Origin of the sequence: Polyangium jinanense (assembly GCF_028435265.1) — a bacterium.
In the GTDB taxonomy this organism is placed as follows: Bacteria; Myxococcota_A; Polyangia; order Polyangiales; family Polyangiaceae; genus Polyangium; species Polyangium jinanense.
In genome coordinates this window covers 132567-153796 of record NZ_JAGTJK010000002.1, presented here as the reverse complement: position 1 = coordinate 153796, position 21230 = coordinate 132567, and the positions used below count along the sequence as shown (strand labels likewise).

Genomic DNA, 21230 nt, shown 5'->3' with positions numbered 1-21230 from the left:
GAATGTCCCCCGGAGGCGCCCGTACACCATTTTACCAAGTACGCTGACCTGATCGCGGGGCCGCTCAACTGCGCTTGCGCCTGCAAGCCATCCACCGGGACGTGCATCCTTCCCGCGACGATGACCGCGCAAAATGCCGCCTGCGACGCGCCGGAGACCGTGGTAACGTCGTTCGATCCTCCGACCGAGTGGGATGGAGCCTGCTCGAACGCGAGCGCAATCGCCGCCGGCAAACAATGCGGCGGGAAAGCGTGCGTCGAGTCTCTCACGATTGGCCCGATGCAAGCCGTGGACGTCGGCTGCGAGGTAGAGGAGGAGCAGATCCTCACGGGAACCTCCGACGTGCCGAGGTGGGGGCTGACGGTCATTGGCTGCGAGGGGTTTCCGGAAGGTGGGGAGGTGGGGTGCGGCTCCGCGTCGAAGTGTGCCCCCGCGCCCGTGCCCCCTCCCGAGTTCCGGATCTGCGTGTATCAAGAAGGGGACGTCCCCTGCGAAGGCGAAAGTTATACCGACCGCCTCGTCATTTATACCGGCTACGACGACAAACGGACCTGCACGGATTGCACGTGCTCGCCCGAGGTCGTCGGCAGCCTGTGTACCGCGACCGCCTCGATCTACTCGGATGCGATGTGTCAGACGCCACTGATTTCGGGATACCCGATCTCGTCGCTGCAAGAGGTGTGTTTGCCCTTGACGCCACCAGGACAGGCACTCGGAAGCAAGGCCCTGTCGGACGTCAAATACCACCCGGGCACGTGTCAGCCGATCGACGGTGAGTCCACCGGCGAGGTGGAGCGCCTCCGCCCGTCGACGATTTGCTGTCGACCGTAGGATTTTGGTGTCCCTCTCGGGGGCTCGACCCAATCCCCGAAGATGTGACCCAAGAACGAACCTCGAACCCATCGACTCGTGACCAGCTCGTGCAGCTCTCGCGCCGCGTGCCTATCTGGCTGGCCCGTCTCACGCCGCCCTGGGGGCCCGTCGCCGACGAGCACATTCCAGACCTCGCGCAGGAGGTGCTGCTCGCGGCCATCGCAAGCTTGTCGAGGTACGACCCGGCCAAAGGTTCGCTGGGCCTCTGGCTGTACGTGATCACGAGGCGGATGGCGCGCGATCTTCGCCAGCGCGAGGACTATCGAAGCGATTTCACCGACGAGCAAGACGTGACCGTCCTGCCGGTGGGCGCGAAAAACCCCGAGGAAGCCATGGCGACAGCGCAATATGAGCGGCTTGTTCACGAGACCATCGGGGAAATGGACGAGGATCTGCGCGAGGTGCTCACGGCCGTGGAGCTCGCGGAGCTGAGCTACGAGGAGACGGCGCAGCTCATCGGGGGCTCGAAACGAACGGTCAAGGATCGGCTGGAACGGGCGCGGCAGGATTTTTCCCGCCGGATCAAGAGGAAGATGCGCGACCGCGGGCTCGTCGTCCTGCCGTTCGCGGTGGACGGGCTGTTCGCGTTCATTCGCGCCCGCACGGAGCAGGTGCCGGAGGACCAGCTCGCCGAGCTCCGCGCCATCGTCGAGCAGAGCCCCGCGTCGGGGGCCCAGCCAGCGGTTCCGGATGCCGTGCCGAATGCCGAGGCGGCCACGTCTGTCGCTTCGAACGTCGGCTCGTTTGTCGGCGGAAACTTGACGGGCGGGATTGTGGGTGGGGTCATCGTTTATCTCCTCATGCAGACCACGCCGGCCCCGGTGCCGGTGGCCGCACGGGCCTACATTGACGAGCGCGTCCCGCACGTCCCTGCCGTGGACGCGACGCCTGCGCAGCCAACCACGCCGCCAGCGGTGCCACCGCGGAAACTCACTGCGGGGCAGCAACCGGCGGATCCCCTGCTCGAGGCGCGCGCCTTGCTGGATCGGGCCCGAGGCGCCTTGGAGCAGGGGGACATCGCGGATGCTCGGGAGGTTCTTGCTCGCTACGATCGCCGTTTCCCTGCGAATCCCTTCCCCAACGTGAGGGCAGCGGTCCTCGGGAAAATCGTGAAGGCCGCGCGCTGAGTGAGTTTTTTGGTGTCCCTTCGCCGCGGCTGAACCAATCCCCCTAAGTAGGTCCGTCCCAACGACGAGCCGAAGGAAACGAGCCATGCCCAGGAAGCTCAGCAAGAGAATGGTCCCCCCCGCTCCCGAGCCGTCCGAACCCGCGGAGCTGACCACGGAGCTCGCACTCGCCAGCGACGGCAAGCTTTATTTCCAGTTCGAGGACGAGCCACCCCCGGGGCGTCCGGTCTTCGTTGGTTACGCATTGCATGCGGAAGAGGTCATGAAGTTCAACGCGGCGGACGTGCTCGCGTGGGGCATGCTCCACAAGCTTGCGCTCGGGAGTGATGGCTGCATTTACGTGGAGGAGGGGGCCATCGACGCGGAAGGCCGGGACGTGTTCCGCGGTTTTGCTGCGACGGCGGAGGAAGCTGCGCGCGCGGCTGAGGTATTGCACCGCGCCGCGTTCAACATCACCGTGGAGGTGTTCGCGCGGAAGCGCGCGGCGAGCGATCGCGCCCAGCTATGAAAGACGGCAGCCTTGGGGAGCACCTGCGGGGGCCATCATGGTGCGGTGGAAGGAGCTTCTCGCCTCGTTTGGCACGAACGATGTATTGCTTTCGGCTCGAACGAGAGAGACGGAACGATACCATCAACGTGGAGGGGATGAACGTGGAAACAATCAAGCCCGAATTTCTGGCCAATCTCGCCTCCGAGCTCGAAGCAGCCGGAAAACCGATGAGCGCACCCGCCACCACTTCGTACAAGCGGAGGCTCAGGGCCAAAAAGTCCTGTATCGCTGCCATCTTTGCGCTGGTCGGCCCGCTGCTGGTCGTCAGCCCATCGCCAGCCGCAGCAGCCTGTGACGATCCGAATTTTGTCAGGCGCACTCACGCCACGAGGTGCGGCGAACAGGCCGTCTACCACCGCTACCTACGCACCGAGTGGGACTCTCCGGGCTTCTGCCACGTATTTCGCAGCATGAGGGTGATAAGGCCGGGTCAGCCGGGTCAGCGAGTGGATTTGGGCGAGAAGCGCGCCTGCGGACGCTCGCCGTGACCGCGACACACATGCCCACGATGTGTCGGTTTTCCCGACACCATAGGCCCCGGAGGTGATGCCCTCAGACACCCCACCCCCTCAGGGCCGGCCCCCATGGACGCCTCCTCTGCGATCCGGCGAGCCGCTCAGGAATTGCTTTCTTCAGCGCCTGCAGCGCAGTCGACCGTTGTCGTTGGAGATGTCGCCCCTGCAGCGATGAAAATCGCGCAGCATCGTCCTCCGGAAGTGCCCGCCACGATCTTCGCACATCGCGAACAGGGTCCCCCCCTCCATGCGGATGTTCCTGCAGGTGCGCATGTACGATCCCCGCGGTCGATGCTGGGCCACCGCCGAGCCACCGCTGAGCAGCACGAGAGACAGCGAGAACGCGCCAAGCGCGAGCGCAGTTACCATTTTTCTCATGATCTCCCCTTTGTCATCGCGACCATCGGTGATGCTCAATCTTTTCTAAGGCCGGCGCGCTCGAGACACAATCGGAGCCCACGCTCGCCGACGAGCCAATCCAATCGAGAGCGTGAACGCGACGGCGCGACGGGTGAGCCGCAACGTGAAGCGGTGGCAGGACGGGAGTATGGCGCTGCGCAAGGTGCTGCTGCCGAGGGGCCGCTGGGAACGAGCTCTGCGCGGGCTGCTTGACGGACGGCGCCGTGGACGCAACGAGCTTGGCAGGGGCGCGCATGAACATCGTCAAGCAATCATTGATTTTCCTCGCATTCGCGGCGGCCGTCCATCTCCTCTGCCCGGCTACGGCGGACGCGGCCACTTGGAAGCCGCTCCCTCGGTGGGCCGGCGGCACTCGATGTGGGCCGACGTATGATCATGATGGTGTCAAATATCAGGTATGCCTTGGATTTTCGCGGGGCAGGCAAAGCGTTCAAGCATTCGTCGCCATGAACAACCACACGGGTCGCCCTCACCGGATCGCCGTGACCCGAGTGTGTGTCATGTCTGGCACTCGATGCGTCCTTCGCAGCGTCGATTCATGCGGCGCGGTTTCGCTCGACACGGGTCATCAACGGGGCTGTCTCGGTCATACGGTCCCCAATGAACGAGGTTATAGCGGCATGGCGACCGCCATCATCGACGGCCGGGAGGTCGGGACGTTCCGCGTCGACTAGCGATCGGTTTCAAGAATCGGCGGCGTCGAGGTGCTGATTGGCGTCACTGCGGAATGAGCACCGCGAGTAGGTCCGTGCGTGGCTCGGCCCCGGAGCTCGGAAGGGCGGCAACGTCCGAAGTGGCACCACCACGCGCCGGCGGGGCGCCCCAAGGGGTGGCCACTGGATCCGAAGTGGCACCACCACGCGTCAACGGGGGCGATCCGGCGTCCATGGGACGCGGATCGAGCGGGTCACGCCGGGTCAGGGGGGATGGAACCGTTCTCGGAGGTCAGGTCCGAGTTCTGCGCGAGGCTCGAAGGTGACGTCGGAGCTTAGGTCGGAGCTCCGAGCGAGGCTCGAAGGTAACCTCGGAGGTCGGTTCCATCACCCCGCTCAATTCGCGTCGCGCCCCTCGGTGGCGCGTGCGACCGCCTAGATAGGCCAGGTTGACGCGCAGCAACCTGGCGTCAAGCGGTGGACATGATAACGAGGTATCCGCGAGCGCCTGGCGCGTGTTCGTGTCATCGAAGACCGGCATGCCTTCGTAGAGCTCCCATCGCGTGAGCCCCTCGTGCACCTTCTCCGTCAACATCGGGATGAGCGGAAGGAGCGGGCTGCTCAGAGAGCGCCCGACCGAATCGAGCACGCATTCGAGCCAAGACGCAAACGGGAGCCTCCGGAGCGCATGTCCGGCGCCGCGCAGGAGTTCGAAGAAGCCCTGCAGATCGGGCGACTCGGCCACCGGCGGCACGAGATGGTACGTCCGGCCCAGGTTTGCAGGGTTCAGCGAGATGCGCGTGACGGCGGCGCTCACGTAATCGACAGGGACGAAGTCCTTGCGCTGGCGCGGCAGGTCGGGATAACAGCCCGCATGTATGCAACCCTCGATCAACCGGCAGACGAAATCGTCCACGTTGGCGGCGCCCGTCGTCGTGTCGCCCATGATGAACCCCGGTCGGAAGATGCTCGTGGCGAGCCCACGCGAGCGCGCCGTGGAGACGAGTTGCTCGGCGACCCACTTGCTCTGTGAGTAGCCCATGTCCGTATCGAGGTAGGGCGCGCCGTGCGCGAGATTGTCGGTCTCGTACACGACGCTCACGCCCTTGAAATAACCCACATGGCCGACGATACCGATCGATGATAGGTAATGCACCGGCTTCTGCCGGATCGCGCACGCCAGCCGGAGGACCTCACACGTCCCCGAGACGTTCGCGCTCCTGAGCGCGTGGTAGGGCTTGACATAATTGACCTCGGCGGCGGAATGGTAAATCGTGTCGATCTGCCCGGCCAGGGCGTGGAATTGGGGCGCATCGAGCCCGAGGAGCGGCTGCCTCAGATCGCCAGGAATGGGCAGAATGCGTGCCTCGTGCTGCGGCTGCCACAGTCCGTACATCGTGAGCGCCGCGCGAATACGCTCCATGCCCGCCTGCGTATCCTCCGCGCGCACGAGGCAGCGGATCTCCGCGCGTGTATGTCGAAGGAGATCGCGCAGGAGGAAGGCGCCGAGAAAGCCAGTGGCGCCGGTCAAGAAGATATGCCGGGGAGGGCCGCTCGGGCGGGTCGCAGGACCTGGGCGGATGCTCGGATCAAGCTCGACGTCGTCGTGGAACGACGCGATCGTGCTCGACGCGACGTCATTGCAGACGCAGCGTCGAGCATCGTCGATATTCTGCGCAAGGCGCGCGAGCGACGGCGCGTCGAAGAGATATCGCGCGGGCAAGTCAACCCGAAAATCCTGGCGGATACGGACGATGAGCCGCGCGGCAAGGATGGAATCACCTCCTAGGTCGAAGAAGGAGTCCTCCCGGTGGATGCCCCCCATGCGGAGGATATCATTAAAGATTCGTGCGAGGTGCGTCTCGGTGCTCGTGGAAGGAGGCGACGCCTCGTCGAACTCGGCCCGTGCACGCACGTCCCGTGGCGACGGAAGGGCGGAGACGTCGAGTTTGCCATTGCACGAGAGGGGGAGCGCGGGTAAGAGTACGGTGTATGAGGGGAGGAGGTGGCTTGGTAAGCGTGCCTCGAGGTGGGCGCCTATCTGCTTCGTGTCGACGCTCGCGTGGGCGACGACATAAGCCACGATGCGTTTGTCGCCGGGGACGTCCTCCCGCACGACCACGGCGGCCTCTTTGACGAGGGGACAGGCGCAGAGCGCCACCTCGATCTCCCCGAGTTCGATGCGAAAGCCGCGGATCTTGACTTGACGATCTTGTCGCCCGAGGAAGTCGATGGTGCCGTCCTGTAGATAACGAGCAAAGTCCCCGGTACGATAGAGCCGCGCCCCGGGCTTGCTCGAAAACGGATCCGCAATGAAACGCTCGGCCGTGAGCTCGGGCTGGCGAAGATACCCGATGGCGAGCCCGTCGCCGCCGACATAAAGCTCGCCAGGTACACCCGCGGCAACGGGCGAGAGGTCCGGATCGAGCACGTAGGCGGTAGATTTTGCGATGGGCCGACCGATCGGGATGCTCGAGGCGTCATGGGGCTCATCACGGACGAGATGCGTCGTGGAGAATGTCGTATTCTCGGTCGGACCATACCCGTTGATCAGTCGTCTCACGCCGCCGGTACGCAGCACGGCACGAGCCCATTTCGGGTCGAGCGTCTCCCCGCCGACGACGAGATATTCGAGGCCCGAGAAGATATCGGGATCGGCGCTCGCCAAATGATGAAAGATCGAGGTCGTCACGAACATCACGGTGATGCCGGCGCGGTCCTTGGCGGCGCGGAGAGCGGCAGGCGACAACAACGTGTCTTGCGGGACGAGGACGAGGCGCGCGCCGTTGAGCAGCGCGCCCCATATCTCGAACGTGGACGCGTCGAAGGACAGGCTCGCAGCGTGCATGACGCGGTCGGAGCGACAAAACTCGATGTAATTGGTCTGCACGACGAGCCGGACGATCGCGCGATGAGGCACGACGACGCCCTTCGGGCGGCCCGTTGAGCCGGACGTGAACATCACGTACGCCGGGGCCTCGGATGTGAGATTTTGTAACGGATCGCCCGATGGAAGGTAGGCATCTCCGTTCGCCTTGTCGTCATCGGGCGGGACGACGTCGCCCTGGAATCCAAGCTGACGCGCGTGGTCCGGCTGCGCGACGAGCACCGGAGCCTCGGTCTCGTGGAGCATCCATCGCAGGCGCTCCTTGGGGTATGTGGGGTCCATGGGAACATAAGCGCCCCCCGCCTTGAGAACGCCGAGGATGCCCACGAGCATCGGAAGTGACCGGGCCACGGATATGCCGACGAGCACGCCCGGTCCCACCCCGCACCGCCGCAATCTGCGTGCGAGCCGTCCGGCGCTGCGATCGAGCGCGCCATAGGTGAGTGTTCGCCCCTCGTGCACGGCCACTATCATGTCTGGTGCCGCTCGGGCCTGCGCCTCGAAAAGAGAGTGAACCGTTGTGTCACGAGGCGCATCCGTGCTCATCATCGTTGTCAGTGTCACGCTTTCCCCCTTGCCAACAGAATTCCGCGGTAGGAACTGGCTGAGCCTCAGCGCCGATCGCGCGATAGCGCATACGCGATCCCGCTCTGGAGCGTTCCGCGTGTGACGATGCCTGAAAGCTCGGCTCCGATTTCGACGAGGGTCTTCGCGACGGCGGGGCTGATGCCGGTCATCAACATTTCAACGCCGAGCAGCCGGGCTGCCTTCGCGGCGCTCACCAGCGCATCTGCAATCTCGGCATCCACGAGCTTCACGCCTGTGATGTCGAGGATGGCGACCCGTGCGTGGTGCGAAGCGATGCCGTCGATGAGCGCCCTTTGGATCTCCGCTGCCCGCGCGTCGTCGATATCTCCGACGAGGGGCATGGCCACGACACCGTCGGCGATAGGCAAGAGCGGAGTCCCGAGCGCGCGGAGGGCCCGCTGCTGGGTCTTGACCAGCTCGGTTTGGAGCTTGAGCTGGAGGCGCTCGGCCGTGCTCGTCGTGACATCCCGAAAAAATCCGGCCATTCCCGTGGGCGCCCCCGCGGCGTCTCTGATGAGGAAGGCGGAGGTCTGTCCCAGCCATTCACTGCCATTCGGACGCCTGATTCGAAGGGTGCCGCTCCATGCGCCCGTGTCAAAGAGCACAGGGACGACTTCAGCCTGGAGCCTTGCATAATTCTCGGGATCGTAGAACTCCTCGAGAGTGAGTCCGACGGCGCTCTCTCCAAACCCGCTCATTGCCTTGAAGCTCGCGTTCGCATAAATAACGCGGCCGTCGAGGGACGTGAGCGTGATGCCGTCGAGGGCGTAATTGACGAGCGCCTGAGCAACGCCAAGCTGCTCGATCATGGAGGTCTGCGACTTCACGACAGCCCTCAGCGTGCGCACTTCCTCCTCAGCGCACGCGATACCATTGCAATGGAGATATGTCTCCGGACCGAGTGCATCCGTGCGATTCGACGGGGACGTATCGTCGAGTGCTTGTGGTTCCACGCCGGTGAGCGTATTCATGATACTCCACCTCCACCAAGATTCTAGGATAGATGCACGCCAACGCGCCACCCTGAATGCGGGACATTCGCAACGGCTGGACAGCACCAGGGCAAGGGCGCACCGTCCCCATCAGAATGCGTACGCCCGTACCCGAGGCGCACGGAGGATGGACCGTGATCGGTATCGAGCGAGAGCAGCGCGTTCGGCACTTCGATCATGAAGGCGGGGGAGGATGTCCCTGATCTTCCCCCGCTCCCGTGGACAAACCGACGATGCCGCAAACGCAACCGTGTCCTTCCACGCCGCGTACGCCACACGAATGACCCCATATTCGAGGAGTCCGCACCGGAGATACTCCTCGACCTCCCGCACGACGAACCGCGGCAACGGAAGCCATGGCCCGGCTCCGCGTGGTGACGCCGAGCGATCCCGACTCACCTCAGGTGCGCTGCCGGCGGGATATCCTCGCCAAGTATCACCAGCGTATGAAGGAGGAGGCGCCCTATGCATACAAACCGATAACGCCGGTCGTGCAATCGGTGGAAGACGCGGGGGTCGCGCGGCGAGTGGCCCGCCTCTGGCCGCTCACGACCGTGAAGGGATGAAAGAAACCGCCTCTCCTCGGACTCCCTCTGCGCGCCCTGGGCGGAACGGTCGTGACGTCCAGACCGCCCGAGTGCTACCAGCGTGGGCGAATGAAACTTCGCCCGGCGCCGGTGAGCCCCGAGTCAGTCGCCGCGTGCACGATGACGAAGAGCCTGTCCGAGTCCTGTGCTCCGTGCGTCAAGTCCCCGGTTGCATCGCCGAGCGCTGCAATCCCGAGTGCCTCGCCGGTGGGTGAGACGCGGGCCTCCCGCTCGATGACGTCGAGTGTCTCCCATCTGATAAGGACACGGTTGCCAGCCGCACGGGAAGCGTGCTAGGCGCCGGGGAGCAGGAATTCCCGGTTTGCCCTATGCGCTCACCGACCTGCTAGACCGTCAGGCCCTACCCAGCGCACGGAGCCATCCCCATGTCCCTTGAAAAACACGGTAATTGCCTCTGCGGTGCTACCAAGGTCAGCGTCACCCTGGAAGATGCCAGCGTCAGCGCCTGCCACTGCAGCATGTGCCGCAAGTGGGCCGGTGGCCCGCTGCTGGTGGTGCACAGCACCCAACAGGTACGTTTCAGCGGTCGCGAGCCGAGCATCTACGATTCCTCCGACTGGGCCCAGCGCGGCTTCTGCGGCCAGTGCGGCACCCACCTGTTCTATCGTTTGAAGGCCGGCGGCTTCCATGCGGTGCCGGTCGGCGTGCTCGACGGCGATACCCAGTGGGCCTTCAACCTGCAGGTCTACATCGACGAGAAACCGGCCTATTACTGCTTCGCCAACCAGACCCGGGAAATGACCGGCCAGCAGGTGATGGAGCAGTTCAGCTAGAACATCGATCGGTTTGACAACCGCTCGATGTTCTAGCCTTCTTTCGTCCCGAGGGGGAAACCGCTTCGCGATCTCGCAGAGCGCCGAACCGTTCGGCGCTCTAGAACCTCGATCGATATGATGCATCTCCGCCTTCTTGCTGGGTTTTGCGTTCTGATGACCGGCTGCGCCGCATCGGGCCCCGGCGGCAGCTCTCCGCCGCTCGCCCCGCCGGCGGCCGCCACGATAAGCCCGGTCATCCAGGGAGAGACGACGGCGAAGGGTGTGCGAGGCTCGTGGCGCTCGCGCGGCTACGGCTGGCTCCTGACGGTATCCGACAAGGGGCTACGGCTTCACCACGAAAGCGCCGCAGGCTGCTATGCAGACCCCAACGAGACTGCGGGGCTGCTCGAGATTTTTGGCTATAGCCAGCCCGGACCGGAGGGTGCCATGCACTTTCTCAGCCGTCCGGACGAGACGCGATACCTCTTCGACAGGATCGACCGGCTGCCGGCCTCCTGCAATGATGAGAACCGCGCGTGGGATGCACCTGCGGTCTTCGAAGTCTTCGCCGCCACCCTCGCGGAGCACTACGCATTCTTCAAGGAACGCAACCTGGACTGGTCGGCACGTGTTGAAGCGGGGCGCGCGCAGGTGTCGCCTGGAATGCCCGAGCGGAAGCTGTTCGACGTCCTCTCCACGACGCTGCAAGGCCTCGGCGACGCGCATGTCAATCTCTCGGCCGAAATCGGCGCCGACGCGCTGAACTTCGAGGAGACGCACAGCCCAACGCTCGAGCTGCTCTCGGCGCGTGCCCGCGCCGAGGGTCGACCCGCGAAGGAGGTCGAGCGCGCGTGGTTGCGGGCCTACCGCGATGGCATTCTGCAGGTCATCCTCGGCGGAAAGGGGCATCAGGCCGCCAACGATCGGATCTTATGGGGGTTCGCCGCCCCGCGCGTCGGGTATCTCAACGTGGTCACGATGGGGGGCTTCGGCGATAAGCTCTCGCGCGAGAAGGAGCTCTCCGCCCTGGACCTCGTGCTGGACGAGGCCATGTCAGCCTTTCACGGCGCCGCTGCGGTCATCGTGGACGTCACCAACAACCGCGGCGGCTACGACCTGATCTCCCGCGCGATTGCGAACCGCTTTGCCGACCAGAAGCGGCTTGCCTTCACCAAGCAGGCCTACCGCGCGAAGGGCATGGCGCCGCAGGCATTCCATGTGGAGCCGAGCCCGCGGCCGCGCTTTACCGGTCAGGTCTATCTGCTGACGAGCGACGTCACCGTGAGCGCTGGAGAAACGTTCACGCTCGCCATGCGGGCTCTCCCCCACGTCAAGCACTTCGGGACGACGACACGAGGCGCTTTCTCCGACGTGCTCGAGAAGCCTCTGCCGAACGGCTGGAAGGTGGAATTGTCGAACGAGATCTACCTGGACACGGAAGGCCAGCTGTTCGAGGCGCGCGGCATTCCTCCCGAGGAGACGATCGATATCTTTCCCAAGGATGACCTGTCGAACGGACATGCCAAAGCCGTCCTTCGGCTGGCGCAGCTTTCCGCTCGCCCGGAGGCGGCGGCAAAGTAGCGGGGGGAGCCCGCCCGACTCAAGGATCCAACCGGGTCACGAAAATGGCGCGCGGCTGTCCGCTGCTGTTCACGAGCTCGCCTTGTCCAAAGTCGATTTGACTCGTGAAATAGCCGGCCATGTACCGACGACCTTCGTCATCGAGCGCGATTTGCTCCACGTAATCGTCTCCTGGTCCTCCGTACGTCGCGGATTGCAAGAACGTCCCGTGCTCGTCGATCTCGGCAACGACGATATCGCCGTAATCTTTGCCTGTGAGCGTGGATCCATTGATGTTGATGGTCCCTTCGAGCCCGAGGCCCAGCCATGCACGTCCGGGGGAGCTTCTCGTGAGCGTCGTGTGGACGGCGTAGAACTCGGTTCCTTCGATGAACCAATCGCTTTTCCCGTCGAGCGAGTGATGCCGTAGGGAGGAATAACAGTGCTCGGCGGGGTCCTCTGCGCGGGCCATGAAAAATCCTTCTTTGCCGTCGGGCGCGAAGGCGAACACATCGACCCAGCACACGCTCTCCGTCACCTCGCTCTGCAACTGCCCACCCTGTTTGAACCTCTGGACCCGTGCTTTCTGGTAATACGATGATCGCGCGAGCCAGAAGTCCCCATTCGGCTCCACTTCGAGCTTCCAGAACACGGTTTTCATGGCCGGCATCGTGTACCCGTCCAGATACGTGCCTCCACCAGGCGCTCGAACCGTCACCTCGGAATCGATTTCATCCGATACGAACGGGCTCGAGATCGAGCCGGCCACATACACATTCCCCTCGCCATCGGCGCCGATGTCGGTGAAGCGATGCGCGGGCGGATCACTCGGGGTCTTCTGGCTGTCGGTGATGGATACCCACAGAATGTTTCCGCTCGGATCGAGACGCACGATGAAGGGAGCTTCGTCGTAGGTTCCGAACTTGTTCCCCAGGATGTCGAGGTCCGCCTGCGAGCCCGGCGTCCGCTTCGCATAGGCGGTGAGGAGCACGTTGCCTTCTGCGTCGGTTTTGATGGCGATGGGCTCGACGACGATGTCCTCGCCGTCGAGGGTCCCGGTGAACACGATGGTTCCGTGGGGATCGATCTTCGAGACCCAGGCGCTCTCCCATTCGGGGTAGCCGGGGGTTGGCTCGGTGTAGGTCCCGCCGAACACCCAGGCGGAGCCGTCTGGGGCGATGGCGAGGGGATAGGTCGCGAGCTTGCCCGAGAGCATGAGGCTATAGGGCGCGCCAGGTCCGACGCCTCCGCCGCCGGAGCTGGACGAGCTTGCGCTGCTGCTTCCGTTCCCAGCACCGCCGGCACCGCTTTCCACTTCGAGGGCGGACTTGCCGCCGCAAGCACAACCGAAAAATCCCACGAGCCCGAGCGCTACATCGCGAAATCGCATGACGGCTTCTTTGCCCAAACGAGCACGAAGGGCAAATAACCGACATTCCTCAACGCTCCGGCAACAACGCCGCGAGCGCCTGCTCGATCTCCGTCAGCGATTCCCCCGGCCGCGGCTCCACGCGCAGCCATCCTGTCCCCGGGCGCACGTCCGCCACCTGCGCGAGCCTCTTCCGCGAATCCGCGTCCAGATGCGCGAGCAGCGGCGCCCCGATCCACGTCGCCTCGCTCCCCACCGCGCGCAGCCAGCGCGAGGCCCAGCTCGGGTGCAGCGTGTCCCCGTGAATGCCGCACGCCACCTCGTACGGCGTCGTGTTCAGGCTGTTCGACGGCGCCGTCCCCCAGCGCGTCAGAAACCCTTGCAGCGCGCCAAGCCGCTCCATGGCGCCCTCCACCACCTCGACGAGATGCGCCCGTTCCGCGGATACCTGCGCCTCGGCGAGCTCCGTGACGTTCACCCATAGGCTGAGCACCGCGGTCTCCGGCTTGTTTTGCGGCAGGATCGAGCCGCCGAACGAGACCCCGAGCCCTGGCATTGGCATCACGCCCGTGGCCGCCGCCTGGGCCATGAGCGCGTGCATGTCCTCTTGCCGTTGTACAGTGACGACCTGCTCCTTGTGCATTCCCTCGACGAGCTTCCGCCAGCGCGCGCCCTCGAAAAACCCTTTGCCCGGCGCCGATTTCGAGTCGGGACGGCGGCCCGCCTTGGCGAGGAACATGGCGGTGTCGAAGCCCGACGCTGGCGCCACCAGCGTCGCGAGCTTCTCGAACGCCTGCGCCGCGTGCTGGACGACGGCCTCGCTGCGGTCGGGGAAAACCACGAATGCCACCCAAAGCTGCCCCATCGAGAGCGGCAGGAGCACCTGCGATGGCATCTCCGGCGCCGCGCGCAGCGGACGCCAGAGAGGCGCGTCCAGGGTAAGCTCGTAAGTGATCGACGTCCGCCCCTCGCGATGCGCGAGCGGCTTCAATCCCACGTGGAGCGTCGCCGCTCCCGCGGAGACCACCCGGCCCACCACGTTCACGTGCACCTGCGCCCGTTGCATGGCCGTGAAGGCGCGCTGCCAGTCCCCGCCGGGTGCCATTGCATGAAAGCCGCCAGGCACGCCCGCAGGCAAGACGGCCTTTTCCAGCTCGGCCACCACCATCGGGGTGCACTTGTAGTCGCGCGCCGAGGGCGCCACATTCTCGTGCTGCGCGCCCGCGCGCACATCGCCGACGAGCACCTCGAAGCGCTCCACCTTCACGAGGCCCTGCGTGATCGCCTCGCCCCAGGCCACCACCTGCAATCCCTGCGACGGCCCGCCGTGGTTATGCGTGGTCAGCGATACGCGCAATTCGTCGCCCACCGAAAACCTCGCCGGCACGCTTTCCCCGACCGTCTGTGCCACGAGCACCGTCGGCCCCGCGGCGGCGGCCTCGTACCCCGGCCGCTCGCGTAGCCGGAAGCGCAGCGCCGTCGCCTTCGCCCGGGTCTTCTCGTCCAGATAACGGTACCCCACGCCCATCCGCTCCGGCGGTGCCCCCAGGGCGCGCGCCGTCTCGGCCAGCGTGGCCTCCGCGAAGAGCTCCTTGCCGCTCCAGATGGCGCTGAGCTCCGCGGCCGATATTCCCAGCGCGAAGCGCGACGCCCACCGCTCCGGGTGTCCCGAAACTTCTTCGGCGTCGCTTTCATCGGCCTCCTCGCCGAAATAGCTCGGATGGCTATTGTATCGGTCGACGCAGGCGCCCTCGGCAAAGAGGTCCATGCAAAGCACGTCGCTGTCGTGCACGAGTACGGTGATGGCGGGCGCCCCCAGCGCGCGCGAGGCCAGCGCGGCGAGACCGTCGAGCAGCGCCTGGTCCTGGCCCTCGGTGCGCTCGTCGTAAATGGACACCCAGCCGTGCTTGTTCGGCCCGAGGATCAGCACAGTCCGGTCCGGCTCCGCGCCCTCGGCGCAGAGCTCCGCGCCCTCTTCCTCGGCGGCGGCGATCAGCGCGGCGCGGAACGGCTCGAACGAGGCCCCCTTGGGGAGGCGGACATGCACGTTGGTGAAGAAGGCGCCCATGGGCGAGGCCTATGCCCGAGCGAGCGGCCGAGCGCAAGGCCTAGGCCTCAAGGGACCCAACTGTACCAATCGGTCACGAGCTGCGCGACTTTGAGGTTGCTGAGCCACAACGCTCTCGATTCGACAGCGTAGTTCCTCATGCGAATTCCATCCTTGTTCACGACTTTCTTGTTATACACGGCGCTGTAAAGTTCTGCGCTGTGGTCCATCATCGAAAACAGCGAGTGGCACCACGCATAGATGACGACACCGCTGGCGAGCGCTTGCTTCGTGTTGGCCTGCAAAATCGACCGTGGTCGTCGTCTGGGGGCTCGCCCCGACGTCGACCACCTTCACTGCATTGCCGAACTGCGCCGCCGCCCTCACATCGTTTTGATAAAATGCCTTGTCGAGGACGTATTTGGAACTCAAAATCCCCTTGCTTTCCGAGACCGCCTGCCCAGCCTGTGTACCGTGCCGTCCCGAGAATACGGTGAATTTCGTTTGTCCCTGGCTCTGAAGGTGCCTGACCAGTGTCGGCCAGGATGAATCGGACGTTTGGGTCACGGACATGTAAAGGTTTCCAACCTTCACCCACGGGCACGTCGTCCACGGATCGTTTACGTTGTTATTGATATGGTCCTCCATGATGGCGAGGGGGGCTCTCTGGTCATTCCTTTGAATAATTTCGAACATGGGGCCTCCTGGACGCGTGATCAGGCGCTGTACGCGCAGAATAAAGCAAAACGACCCTGCCAGATAGCATGATCGACCGCCCCGCAGCTGGCCGGGTGAGGATGCTGAACGTGGGAATCTCTTCGACCTGGCCAAGGCCGCGTGATCATGTCGGAAATGACCGAAATGGCGCTCTCGCTGAAGCTTTGCAGGCTCACCACGGCAACCCCGCGCCAATGATGGCCAAAGGCTCACGATCGACCCTTATGGCTGGAACGCGCCGGTGGGGTTCGATCCCTGGGCCTTTCGTGCCTACGGTTCTGGCATGGGCGCGCTGAGCATCTGGCTCTGGAACGCTGGGAAGGCGCCGAGCACCGGCGCCTGGTAGCGTGAGCGCGTCGATCAAGCGACCGAGCGACCGCTGGCAATATCCCCCCAGCGCGACCGTCCGAGAGGGGTTTTTGCCCCGGCCTGTAGCGCCTACATGTCATTTACACCCTTCTCGGGGTGAAAATCAGGGGATTCCCCATTCACGATTTATCCTCGACGAGTACCTTTCCTCCACCTCTCGCTTGCGCAGAACCCTGCATGAAGAAGAAGGCTGACCATGAGGCAAGGTTACATCGTCGCGGTGATATCGGTGGGGGCCATCATCAGTGCTTTTTCGATGGCTCCCTCCCCGGTGCTTGCCGGGGGTGCGACGCAGATAGACGGGCTCGCCTTGGCTCCCGTTTCCGAGAGCACCCCAGAATGTCCCGACCTCGACACCTTCGGAGCCGACTTCTTCAACCCGATGACGGGGGACTTGAACGGGTGCCTTTATGTCATCGTCGAGACCAGCGAATGCAAGCCGAGTGGGACCTATCTCGAGACGGGCAGGGAGATCTTCGTTGGCTCGTACAACGGAAACGAAGGCACGTTCGAGACGACCTACCGGTTCGAGGCGAAGTACGAGGATTGCCCCGACCCGGCTACTGAGATCTTTGGACGATGCCAACATCCCATCGTACCGGGCAGCGGCACGGGTGTTTTCGAGGGTGTCACGGGGAGACTCGACTTCAAAGACAACGTCGAAGACGACCCGATAACATTCTCATACCGAGGTCACCTACGGTTCTAATCGAGATGGGGCGGGACCCCAGGTCTCACGACGGTGACCGCGCTGCGCAGCTATTGACAGCCGCCGCTGACGCAGGCCTTCCCTGAGGGACAGTGCTTGTCGCAAACGCACTGCGGGTAGGGCTGGAAGGCAGTGCTGCAGACACCGTTGGAGCAAATCTTACGGACGCCGCAATCACAATCGCTACTGCAAGGCTCCTTCGGCGCCTGGCAGGTGCCATAGAGTCCCCCGTTGAAGACACAGGTCGTGGAACCCGGACATTGGCATGTGGCTGCGCAAAGGGGGCTCGGCGGGGGCGGGCTGCCCGCAGCGAGCCTCGTGCACACCTTTGGAGCGCCTTCATACGACTTGCAGGCCGTGCCCAGCTCGCATTGACAGTCCTTGGAACACGGGCTGCCCACTGGCAGCAGCGCGCTGCTCGCCTCGTCGGTGTCCGCCTCGACATTCTCCTGCGGGTCGGGACTCCCCATGAAACATGCGGCCGGGGCAGCGCAGAAGAGCACGAGCGCAGCCAAGGGCTTGATCAACGTTGCAAACCTACGAAACATGATGAACCTCCTCGACAAATCCGCGAGATGACGACGGCGCCATCGCGGGGCGCGGACGCGAGGCAGTTATCGTGCCAACAACGGAAGCCGCTGAATTCCGCCGGGCAGCTCTCGGCACGGGGCCCGAAATGGCCTCGGATGCGCAGTTGGTGCATTGCGCAACTCGCGCAAAATATGCGCCCATTTGCGCAACAGGCGCGTTTACGGCGGGCTGAACCCGCCTCGGCACTTCATTGCGCTACGGACGCGTCGCGCTACGGATGCCCGAGCTCGACCTCACACTGCGTCGTATCCGTATTCCCCGTCAGCCAGTTGACCAGGCACACATCCCCGGGGTCGCCTTTGTTCCACAAGAGTCCGCCCTTGTGTTTCTCGCGCAATCGCGCCTTGCGCACGATCGACAGCACCTCGGGATCCGCGGTCTTCGCGAAGACCTTCGCCGCAAGCTCCGGTTCGAGCGCCAAAATCGAGCGGTAGTTGTCCTCCAGCTCGGCGAGCGTCGTGGGCTCCTTCCCGCCGGAATAGTATTCGTCGTAGTTCTCGACGTTCGGCGTGTTCCGCTCCTCGTACCGACGCAATCCGTATTGCCCGTAGAGCCGCAGCGGCCGCGCCATGTGGCCGTGGCAATCGAGCGTGCCGCAGCGGCGCTCGAGGACCGCGGAGACCGCGCGGAACGAGGTCGGGTCGAAGGGCGGCGCCGCGATTTCGTTCACGGCGGGGCCGAGGTCGCCGCAGCCCGCGGCGGCGAGGAGCGTCACGCCGAAGCAAAGAAGGCTTGCCTTGCGTCGTGTGTTCATTTCGGAGCTCCCGGGCAGGTGGCATCTTGCGGCGGGAACGGCGGCTCCGTCTCGGCCTCGGCGCACGTCACCCACCCAGGCGAACCCTGGTTCCGCGTGCCCACGTGGCAGCCCGCGCAGGATCCGTCGCGGCTGATGCGCGTCGACATGACCACGCGTTTCGTGCTCTCGAGCGACCCCGGCACCGGGTACTCCATCTCGGCGCGCAGCGGAAAGGCTGGGTCCCACTTCTCCGCTTCGATGAAGAAGTTGCCCGCGCAGTTCGTGCCGACCTCGTATTGCTCGCCGAACGAGTCGGTCAGCTTGACCTTCACGCCCTTGACGGGCAGCGGCTTCTGCTCCGCCGAAAGCGTCGGATACGCGTAGATCGTCCCGCCGACGCTCATGATCGGGTTCTCCCGCAAGTACTCGCCGTGGCAAAGCACGCAGGGTTGTCCGGGGCGATGGAACTCGCCGACGGGGACGTTCGGATCCTCTTCGCCGAGCGCGGCGATGCGCTCGTCGACGGCGCGGTTGCCGCAGCCGACGAGGAGGCCCAACGTGCCAAGCGTGCCAAGGGCAAGGAGCGACGAGGCGAAGGCGGTCTTGACCGTCATCATTCGACGTCGACCTCCAGCGTGAGCGCGCCGAAGTAACCGAAGCGCTGCAGGATGAAGAGCGTGTTCATGAAGCGCGTGTAGATGACGTCGCCGCTCGCGATGAGGCCCCAGTTCTTGGCCTCGCCGAACGCGATGCGCGTGCCGAGCCCGCCGGTCACGCCGAGCAGCGGCCCGAGCTCACGGTCGCCGGTGCGCAGCGCGGGAACTTGCAGGCCCGTCGGCGTCCGTTCCGCCACGTACGCGAGTTGCCAGAACGCCGCGCCCGTCTGCGCGTGGAAGCGGAAGTGCGGCCAGATGCGCACGTTCTTGCCGACGTCGTAGAGGTAGCGCAGATCCGTCGTCGTGGCCTTGAGGCCCCAACTATCCGCGTAGAGACGCTCTTCCATGCGCAGCGTGCTCGCGGAGAAGCGACGCGCGTAGCGGCCGGCGAGCGCGAAGCGCTGGCGGGAGAGCGGGAGCTGCTCGAGGATGCGCTCGGGGTTGCGGTAGAAGTTCACCGTCGCGAGCGACTGTCCCGGCAAGACGCGCGGAGCGATGTCCGGCGCGAACGTCGGGATGTAGCGGTAGGGCTTGGAGCTGTCGCCCGACTCGATCACCAAGCTGAAGTTCGTCGTCAGCACGGAGTTCTTGTCGAGCACGAACGAAGAAGCGAGGTCGACCGCGTGGCGCTGGATGCGCCGCGAGAAGACCTCGTAGCTCGTGCCCGATCGACCCGCGACGTCGTACGAGAAGTCGTAGCTCAGGCTCGGCGTGACCGTCTTCTGCCGGAGGTCGAGCGCGAGCGTGGTGCCGACGCTCGTCGCCAGGTAGTCGGGCTCGATCGACATCGCCGCGTGAAGGTTCACGTCGACGTCGCCGAACTTCTTGTGTCCGCCGAGCGCAGGCACGTAGCGCTGCTCGGTCCAGCGTGGCGAGGCCGTGGCCACGATGTCCGTCGAGGCAGCCGTCACCACGTCCACGAGGAACGAGCCACCAAAACCCCAGCCGCTCGTGGGGTTCTCGACGTTGAAGAAGAGCGTCGGGCTCACGACGTCGACCTTGTCGGAGTCGTGGTACGCGGAGAACTCGAGGCCGAACTTGAGGTTCAGCGGGAGCTTTCTGTTCTTCGCGATGCACTCGTCGAACTCGTCCTGCGTCTGCGCGTTCTGCATGCACTGGACGAGGGCGCGGTCGATCGCCTTGCCCTTCGGCCGCAGCTTGATCTCGACCGTCGCCGTCTCGCCCTCGCCGACGTTCACGCTCTGCTCGAAGGACTGCTCGGCGCCGTTCACCTTGCCCGTCGCGATGACCGTGCGCTCGCCGGGGTTGACGAGGATCTCGCTGCCGAGCTGATCGTCTTCGAGCGTGACGCCGTTCATGCGGACCTTGAGGTCGGTCGCGCCCGAAGGCTTCTGGATGACGATCTTCGGAATTTTTCCGCGCAGTTCTTCGGCGCGTCGCTGGGCCTGCGCGGCCATCTGGCGGATGTTCTTGCGCTGCGCGGCCTCGGCCGTGGCCTCGTAGTCGGAGACGGCCTCGACCCAGAGGCCGGCGCGCGACTCACATGAAGCAACGAGGAAGAGCGTCGAGGTGCGATCCTCGGCCTCGTACGACGCCCTGCCGTACGTGGCGCAGTCGAGCCACTCGCTCTGCTTCTCCGCCTTGATCGCCTGCTCGTAGTAGAACGAGCCCTCGCCGGTGCGCCAGCCGCGCCCAGGGGCCTGGCCCTCGTACGTGGCCTTGAGCTTCTTCGATCCGCCCGACGCGGCCTTGGCCTCTTTCGTCTCCTGGTTGCCGCCGCTCGGCGAGCCCGCGTTCCGCGCTTCGCTCCACGCCTTCTCGATCTCGGGCGAGGTGAAGTCGGGGAAAAGCGCGACGGTCGGGTCTTCCTTGATCGCCGTGGCGAACGCGGCCTTCGCGTCGCTCGGCTTCTTCATGCCGCCGGCGAGCACGGTGCCGAGCGCGACGTAGAGCTTGGCGCGGACCTTGGAGCTGCACGCGCTCTTCTTGGCGCACGCTTGCTTCGCGAGGTTCAGCGTGTCGAGCGCTTCCTTGTAGTTGCCTTCTTTGTAGCTCGCCTCGAGCACCGTCTGGACGAGGGTCTCGACCTCCTCGTCGTTGGGCGCGGCGCTCGCGGGCGCGGGCGCGAAGGTGATCGCGGCGGCGACGAGCGGGGCGAGGAGGGCTTGTGCGAGGCGGCGAATCACGCGGTGGCCACGATAGCCCCGTCCCCGAAAAAAAGGATCCGACAAGATGGCGACCTTCGGCTCGGAGGAGGAAATCAGTTGCAGCCGCAACCGCTGCCGGTGCCGCCGCTGCCCCCGACCGCGCCCTCGGTGATGGCGCGCAGGTGCGACTCACCGAACCCGGCCATGTCCGCGGCCGTCATCGTCGGGTGCGCGAGCTTGCCGCGCTCATAGGGCGCGACCGGCGCGCAGCCGGTGCTCGCGAAGAGGCCTCCGCCGAGCACGAGAACCACGAGGAGCGCGCGACCGGCGCGCACGACGAGCGAGGCAGAGGTGTCTTCGTTCAGCATCGCGAGAAGCTCCGGTTTTCTCTTGTATAACG

At 64.9% G+C, this 21230-nt stretch carries 18 protein-coding genes; 8 read left to right on the top strand and 10 right to left on the bottom strand.

All coding sequences use genetic code 11. The features are described from left to right. Positions 1-120 precede the first annotated feature (120 nt). The 4 genes from KEG38_RS04945 (at position 121) to KEG38_RS04930 (ending at position 3038) form a co-directional block, all read left to right on the top strand. Complete coding sequence (locus KEG38_RS04945) at positions 121-831, top strand: hypothetical protein (RefSeq protein ID WP_272417858.1); 711 nt, start codon at positions 121-123, stop codon at positions 829-831. A 44-nt stretch (positions 832-875) separates the two neighbouring features. Further along, a complete protein-coding gene (locus tag KEG38_RS04940) occupies positions 876-2000 on the top strand; it encodes an RNA polymerase sigma factor (protein ID WP_272417857.1) in 1125 nt (374 codons plus the stop codon). 85 nt (positions 2001-2085) lie between these two features. Then, entirely contained in the window at positions 2086-2508 is a 423-nt protein-coding gene (locus KEG38_RS04935) for a hypothetical protein (protein WP_272417856.1), read from the top strand. Positions 2509-2645: 137 nt separating this feature from the next. Beyond that, on the top strand, positions 2646-3038 hold the full coding sequence (locus KEG38_RS04930) for a hypothetical protein (protein ID WP_272417854.1): 393 nt from the start codon (positions 2646-2648) through the stop codon (positions 3036-3038). Positions 3039-3182: 144 nt separating this feature from the next. Here the strand turns inward: KEG38_RS04930 and KEG38_RS04925 are convergent, their stop codons facing one another. The 3 genes from KEG38_RS04925 to KEG38_RS04915 all read right to left on the bottom strand — a co-directional run bounded on the left by KEG38_RS04925 (position 3183) and on the right by KEG38_RS04915 (position 8671). Next, positions 3183-3482 carry a hypothetical protein gene (locus tag KEG38_RS04925; protein WP_272417852.1) on the bottom strand — a complete coding sequence of 100 codons (300 nt, stop codon included), beginning with the start codon at positions 3480-3482 and terminating at the stop codon, positions 3183-3185. 948 nt (positions 3483-4430) lie between these two features. Further along, a complete protein-coding gene (locus KEG38_RS04920) occupies positions 4431-7571 on the bottom strand; it encodes an amino acid adenylation domain-containing protein (RefSeq protein ID WP_272418618.1) in 3141 nt (1046 codons plus the stop codon). A 65-nt stretch (positions 7572-7636) separates the two neighbouring features. Next, the gene (locus tag KEG38_RS04915) at positions 7637-8671 is read right to left on the bottom strand and encodes an STAS domain-containing protein (RefSeq protein WP_272417851.1); all 1035 of its coding nucleotides are present in this window, start codon (positions 8669-8671) and stop codon (positions 7637-7639) included. Positions 8672-8961: 290 nt separating this feature from the next. On the opposite strand from KEG38_RS04915, the gene KEG38_RS04910 reads away from it, so the two are divergent. From KEG38_RS04910 to KEG38_RS04900, 3 genes are all read left to right on the top strand, one after another. Continuing rightward, the gene (locus KEG38_RS04910) at positions 8962-9171 is read left to right on the top strand and encodes an RtcB family protein (protein ID WP_272417850.1); all 210 of its coding nucleotides are present in this window, start codon (positions 8962-8964) and stop codon (positions 9169-9171) included. 407 nt (positions 9172-9578) lie between these two features. Further along, complete coding sequence (locus tag KEG38_RS04905) at positions 9579-9986, top strand: GFA family protein (protein ID WP_272417849.1); 408 nt, start codon at positions 9579-9581, stop codon at positions 9984-9986. A gap of 117 nt (positions 9987-10103) precedes the next feature. Next, the gene (locus KEG38_RS04900) at positions 10104-11549 is read left to right on the top strand and encodes a S41 family peptidase (RefSeq protein ID WP_272417848.1); all 1446 of its coding nucleotides are present in this window, start codon (positions 10104-10106) and stop codon (positions 11547-11549) included. Positions 11550-11568: 19 nt separating this feature from the next. Here the strand turns inward: KEG38_RS04900 and KEG38_RS04895 are convergent, their stop codons facing one another. From KEG38_RS04895 to KEG38_RS04885, 3 genes are all read right to left on the bottom strand, one after another. Beyond that, a complete protein-coding gene (locus KEG38_RS04895; RefSeq protein WP_272417847.1) occupies positions 11569-12918 on the bottom strand; it encodes a hypothetical protein in 1350 nt (449 codons plus the stop codon). Between the two features lie 49 nt (positions 12919-12967). Continuing rightward, the gene (locus KEG38_RS04890) at positions 12968-14965 is read right to left on the bottom strand and encodes a hypothetical protein (RefSeq protein WP_272417846.1); all 1998 of its coding nucleotides are present in this window, start codon (positions 14963-14965) and stop codon (positions 12968-12970) included. A 171-nt stretch (positions 14966-15136) separates the two neighbouring features. After that, positions 15137-15640 carry a hypothetical protein gene (locus KEG38_RS04885; RefSeq protein WP_272417845.1) on the bottom strand — a complete coding sequence of 168 codons (504 nt, stop codon included), beginning with the start codon at positions 15638-15640 and terminating at the stop codon, positions 15137-15139. Positions 15641-16226: 586 nt separating this feature from the next. On the opposite strand from KEG38_RS04885, the gene KEG38_RS04880 reads away from it, so the two are divergent. After that, positions 16227-16739: a DUF3224 domain-containing protein gene (locus tag KEG38_RS04880; protein ID WP_272417844.1), complete on the top strand. Its 513-nt coding sequence runs from the start codon at positions 16227-16229 to the stop codon at positions 16737-16739. A gap of 802 nt (positions 16740-17541) precedes the next feature. Here the strand turns inward: KEG38_RS04880 and KEG38_RS04875 are convergent. From KEG38_RS04875 to KEG38_RS04860, 4 genes are all read right to left on the bottom strand, one after another. After that, positions 17542-18084 (bottom strand): hypothetical protein, encoded by a 543-nt coding sequence (locus KEG38_RS04875; protein ID WP_272417843.1) that lies wholly within the window; start codon positions 18082-18084, stop codon positions 17542-17544. Beyond that, positions 18081-18683, bottom strand: coding sequence for a hypothetical protein (locus KEG38_RS04870; protein ID WP_272417842.1), 603 nt, complete (start codon positions 18681-18683; stop codon positions 18081-18083). Before KEG38_RS04870 ends, KEG38_RS04875 begins: the two co-directional genes overlap by 4 nt. Next, positions 18680-20869: a DUF3570 domain-containing protein gene (locus KEG38_RS55420; protein ID WP_272417841.1), complete on the bottom strand. Its 2190-nt coding sequence runs from the start codon at positions 20867-20869 to the stop codon at positions 18680-18682. The genes KEG38_RS04870 and KEG38_RS55420 overlap by 4 nt, the downstream gene beginning before the upstream one ends. Before the next feature lie 74 nt (positions 20870-20943). Beyond that, positions 20944-21198: a DUF4266 domain-containing protein gene (locus KEG38_RS04860; protein ID WP_272417840.1), complete on the bottom strand. Its 255-nt coding sequence runs from the start codon at positions 21196-21198 to the stop codon at positions 20944-20946. Between the last annotated feature and the right edge of the window lie 32 nt (positions 21199-21230).